The following is a 4,457-nucleotide window of genomic DNA, read 5'->3' as shown; positions in this document are numbered from 1 at the left end:
CACCGACCCCCCTACGGCCGGAGCAGACAGAACGACCGCACCAACGATCATGCCGGGCCGCCCCGCACCCCTGCAGGCCATTCAGCAACAGAGTCTGCCACGGCAGCAAAGCTGACCCGCCCCCAGATCTCCGCCGTCCTGGCCCGGCACCGCCGGCACAACCGGACCGCGAAGGCCGCCACGATCCAGACCGCGCTGCGCGCGCAGCACCTGGGCCTGCCCGAGCCGGTCACAGCCGCCTACGCGGCCACTGCCACCGCCCACGCACGGCTGCTGATCGCTCTGAACGAGCAGATAGCCGAGCTGGAAGGACAGGTGAAGGTGCATTTTCTCGCGCACCCGGACGCTGAGATCTACCTCTCGATGCCCGGCATCGGGGTGATCACCGGCGCCCGGGTGCTCGCCGAGTTCGGAGACGACCCCACCCGTTACGCGTCCGCGAAAGCCCGCAAGAACTACGCCGGCACCAGCCCCATCACCCGCGCCTCCGGCAAGAGCCACACCGTCCAGGCCCGCTACATCCGCAACAACCGGCTCGCCGACGCCCTGCAACGCCAGGCGTTCTCCGCCCTGCGCGCTTCCCCCGGCGCCCGCCACTACTACGACAAGCAGCGCGCCCGCGAGGCCGGCTACAACCCCGCCCTCCGCCAAGTCGGTAACCGCCTCGTCGGCATCCTCCACGGATGCCTCAAGACCCGCACCCACTACGACGAAGCGACCGCCTGGTCGCACCACGCTCACCTCCATGCCGCTTGACACCAAACGACATGGGGTGTCTGACCCGTACAACCAGCCCGCCGCCGTCTTACAGCGCCTGGGACAAGTGCGGATGTAGGTGTGATGTCCGCTACCCACAGCTGGTTCGGCGCGGTCGCGGTGAACTGCCGCTCGATCAGGTCGGCGGGCCGGGCGGTCTCGGGAGCGGGCCGGTGGTGCGCGGGCTCTTGGCTCGGATCACCCCGCGCAGTCCGGCCGCGCGCGTGAGGCGCTTGCCCGGCCGGCCCAGCCACTGCTGCCTTTCGCGGTCCCCCGAAGCTGCGATCTCTCGGTTTGGGACTGTTACTGGCTTTGGAGGCGGGTTGTCGTAGGGGCTGACGGTCGGTGAGCCTTCGTCAACTTGAAGTTGCTGGTCAAAGGGCTGGTGTCGCCGCTGCTCGGGGTACTCATGCTGGTCGCGGGCGGAAGCCATCGGTGAAGATCATTTGTCAGCGGTTGACTTCGAGGTTCGTCAGGACCAGCAGGGCTCGTAGGAGGCGGGTGACGCGGGCGGGGTCGGTACGGAGCTTGGTGAGGATCCGCCAGTTCTTGAGGTGTGCGAATCCGTGCTCGACCGGTGCGCGTCCGACGGCGAGGACACGGTTCGCCTCCTTCTTTCCTGGGTGAGCTTGTGGGTCCGGCTGGCCGCGTAGCCGGTGACGATCACGGGGTCGAGGATGTCGTTGTCCAGGCCGCGGAAGCCGAGGTCCGCCAAGGCGCCGAGACCGGCGGCGCGCAGGTGGGTCAGGATGTGGTCGTGGCGGGCGGCGGTGTTGTCGTGGGTGCGGCCCGGCCTCGCTGCGGATATCCAGATCAGACGGCCGCGTTCGTCGGTCAGGGCGAGGAAGTGCAGCCCGTGACGCCGGTGCTTGCCGGAGTAGTTGCGCCGGTCGGCCTTGCCGGTGCGGCGCCGGGTGGGGATGAGGGTTCCGTCGATCAGGACTACCTCCCCACCCTGCTTCGTGACCTTCCGCAGGGCACGGTCCAGACGCGGCGCCTGGGCGGCGAGCAGTCCGATCAGCTCGTCGCGCCAGCGACGGACGGTGGACTCGGAGACACCGTTCCCGCCGGCCATGTCGGCCAGGCGCTGGTCATGACGCAGCACGGCCAGGACGATCACCGCGATCTTCCCCGGAGGGAGGACCCGCCACCGGGACCGTATCGCCTTCAGATGACGCCGCAGCAGGCCGGCGAGGTGGTTGACGGTGCGCGTGGACAGCGGCAGGCGGCACTGGTAGACAAGTGGGCAGGTGTCCTCGGCGTGTTCTTTGGTTTTCGTCACACAAATCCAACGGCCGCCGAGGGTGCCGTGGTTACGGCTATGCCGCCGGACGCATCGGGCTGGGACAGGTCAAAGACGGGTGGTGAACCGGCCGTCGGGCTGTTTCCGCAGCCAGCCGCGGTCGGTCAGCCTGATCAGCTTCCCCCGCAGCGGTTCCAGCTTGGCCTCCACGCTGACGTCCACGCCCAGCGTCTCGCCCACCTGCCGGGCAGCGACCGGTCCACCGGCCTGGCGCACGACGGTGAGGATGCGCTGGTAATCCGGCGGGAGCATGGTCTCCTCGGTTTCCGGGCCGCGGTGCGGAACCAGCATCACGGCCCTACCGGCCACCTGGCCGGGCACCGGGGAGACTGATCCACGCTCGCCGGCGATCTCTTCGCTTACCCGCTCGAGAACCCTCTCGGCGACGGCGAGATCGTCCCGCTCGGAACGCACCTTGGCCAGCTGCTCGACCAGCTGTGCTTCGAGATCGTCCAGTTCCGCGCGTCGCGCGGTAATCCGTTCCAGCAGCTCGGGATCCAGCATGCGGTGGATCGTAGAGGGCCGCCGGACCGCCACGGGCACGAATCCCGAAGATGTTTCCGGCTTCGTCACCGGCCTCGCGTTATCTCGGGAGGCCGGAAGGTCTGTCCGGTGCCTTCGCCGGGGGGACGGCCAGGATGTTGCGTACCGTGACCGGGTCTTGTCCGGTGCAGGCGGCGATGTTCTGGACGGTCTCTCCGGCCTCCCGGGCGGCGTGGATCGCTGCTGACAGGCCCCGGCGCGCGGTCTGCAGCGCCTGCTGCGCTGCGGTCACGGCTGCCGCGGCTGTCTCCAGGTCTCCTGCGTTGTTCGCCGGGGACGGCACGGTTGCGGGGAAGGGCGGCATCAGAAGGGAGGCTCCTCGCCAGGGGTGTCGTCCGGGCCGGCAGCGGGTGCGGCCGGACGGATGGGGCTGGCGGAGGCCCAGGGATCGTCAGGCGCGGTCTCACGAGGCGGAACCGGGCGGCTGGTACGGGTGATCGCCACGGTCGCGAACGTCATCGACGCCCCCACGTCGTCGACGTCCAGCACCATCCGTGAACGCTTCTCCCCTTCCGGGTTCTCCCACCGGTCGGTACGCAGCCGTCCCGCGACCACCACCCGGGCCCCCTTCGACAAGGACCCGGCCACGTTCTCCGCGAGCTGCCGCCAGCAGCTGCAGTCCATGAACGTCGGCTCCCCGTCCCGCCAGGTATTCGCGTCCCGGTCGAACGTCCGGGGAGTCGACGCCACCGTGAAACGGGCCACCGCCACCCCGGCAGCGGTGAACCGCAACTCCGGATCTTCCACGAGATTCCCGATCACTGTCAGCTGCAGCCCGTCCGTTCGGGCACGGTCGACCAGCATCGCGATCAACTGCTCGTCCGACACGGCCTCCGCAGTCGACTCCACAACCGGCTCTTCCACGGCCTCGTGCTCGGTGATGGCCTCGCTCATTCAGGCGTCTCCTTGATCATCGGATCCGCCGTTGATTAGGCCCTGTCTCACATTCGGTGGTGACGGAGAGTTGTCAGGGTCGTTAACCATCATGTGATGGACGTCAATGAGCTTGTGCTGACGGTGTTTTCGGGTCTGTCGCCGCTGGTCATCGAGGATGTTGCCGACGAGGGTGAGCGGATCGTGGTGCGGGCCCGGACGCCGCTGGACACCGCGGTCTGCCCGGTGTGCGGGGCCTCGTCGGGACGGGTGCACGGCTATCACTCACACAGATCGCCGCCGGATTCGGTATCAGCGTGGGCACCGCTCACGCCTACGTTCATTCCGTTGTGACACTCCTGGCAGCCCGGGCACCGGGCCTGACCGCAGCGCTGAGGGCCGACGGTGCGCGATATGTCCTGCTCGACGGGACCCTCGCCGAATGCGACCGAGTCGGTGACAGCCGCGCGGACTACTCTGGAAAGCACCGCAAGCATGGCGTGAACCTGCAGGTCATCACCGCTCCGGATGGCACCCTGGTGTGGATCTCGCCCGCCCACGCAGGCCGGGTGCACGACCTGACCGCAGCCCGCCGGCACCGGATCATCGCCACCTGCATCCGCCTCGGCATCCCGATCCTGGCCGACAAGGCCTACCAAGGAGCCGGCGACATCATCGCCGTCCCCCACAGACGACGGCCCGGCAAGGACCTCACCGTCAGACAAAAGTCGCTCAACCGAGCCCACTCCCGCCTCAGGTGGCCCGTCGAGAGAGCCATCGCCCGGCTCAAGACCTGGCGCATCCTCCGCAAAGCACGGATCAGCCCCAACCGGCTCACGTCAATCGCCAGAGCCATCCTCACTCTGGAGACTCACCGCTGAAACTGCTCACTGGCGGACGGTGGCAGACGTTCCGGTCGACGGACGACGGGTGGTGGTCCGTGTGCGGGTGCGGCGTCTGGTGTGCCCCACGCGGGGCTGCC

At 68.6% G+C, this 4,457-nt stretch carries 4 protein-coding genes and 4 pseudogenes; 3 read left to right on the top strand and 5 right to left on the bottom strand.

Annotation, left to right across the window (positions count from 1 at the left end; genetic code table 11):
• Positions 1-756: transposase (locus AB0N17_RS45300; RefSeq protein ID WP_366017536.1), on the top strand; the 756-nt coding region annotated here is incomplete at its 5' end.
• A gap of 62 nt (positions 757-818) precedes the next feature.
• Here AB0N17_RS45300 and AB0N17_RS45295 read toward each other — a convergent pair.
• The 5 genes and pseudogenes from AB0N17_RS45295 to ssb form a co-directional block, all read right to left on the bottom strand.
• Positions 819-988: pseudogene (locus AB0N17_RS45295) on the bottom strand (IS3 family transposase); the annotation flags it as partial.
• Between the two features lie 217 nt (positions 989-1,205).
• A pseudogene (locus tag AB0N17_RS45290) lies at positions 1,206-1,831 on the bottom strand (transposase family protein).
• 276 nt (positions 1,832-2,107) lie between these two features.
• On the bottom strand, positions 2,108-2,563 hold the full coding sequence (locus AB0N17_RS45285; protein WP_366017535.1) for a hypothetical protein: 456 nt from the start codon (positions 2,561-2,563) through the stop codon (positions 2,108-2,110).
• A 79-nt stretch (positions 2,564-2,642) separates the two neighbouring features.
• Positions 2,643-2,906 carry a hypothetical protein gene (locus tag AB0N17_RS45280; RefSeq protein WP_366017533.1) on the bottom strand — a complete coding sequence of 88 codons (264 nt, stop codon included), beginning with the start codon at positions 2,904-2,906 and terminating at the stop codon, positions 2,643-2,645.
• Positions 2,906-3,496, bottom strand: coding sequence for a single-stranded DNA-binding protein (ssb, locus tag AB0N17_RS45275; protein WP_366017532.1), 591 nt, complete (start codon positions 3,494-3,496; stop codon positions 2,906-2,908). Before ssb ends, AB0N17_RS45280 begins: the two co-directional genes overlap by 1 nt.
• Positions 3,497-3,592: 96 nt before the next feature.
• Here ssb and AB0N17_RS45270 point away from each other — a divergent pair.
• Together AB0N17_RS45270 and AB0N17_RS45265 are read left to right on the top strand one after the other, a co-directional pair.
• A pseudogene (locus AB0N17_RS45270) lies at positions 3,593-3,760 on the top strand (ISL3 family transposase); the annotation flags it as partial.
• Positions 3,757-4,356, top strand: a pseudogene (locus AB0N17_RS45265) (transposase family protein); the annotation flags it as partial. The pseudogenes AB0N17_RS45270 and AB0N17_RS45265, both read left to right, overlap by 4 nt.
• Positions 4,357-4,457: the final 101 nt, after the last annotated feature.

Origin of the sequence: Streptomyces sp. NPDC051133, from assembly GCF_040682635.1 — a bacterium.
In the GTDB taxonomy this organism is placed as follows: domain Bacteria; phylum Actinomycetota; class Actinomycetes; order Streptomycetales; family Streptomycetaceae; genus Streptomyces.
Note: the sequence above shows the minus strand (reverse complement) of the source record. Positions and strands in the feature narration are given on the sequence as shown.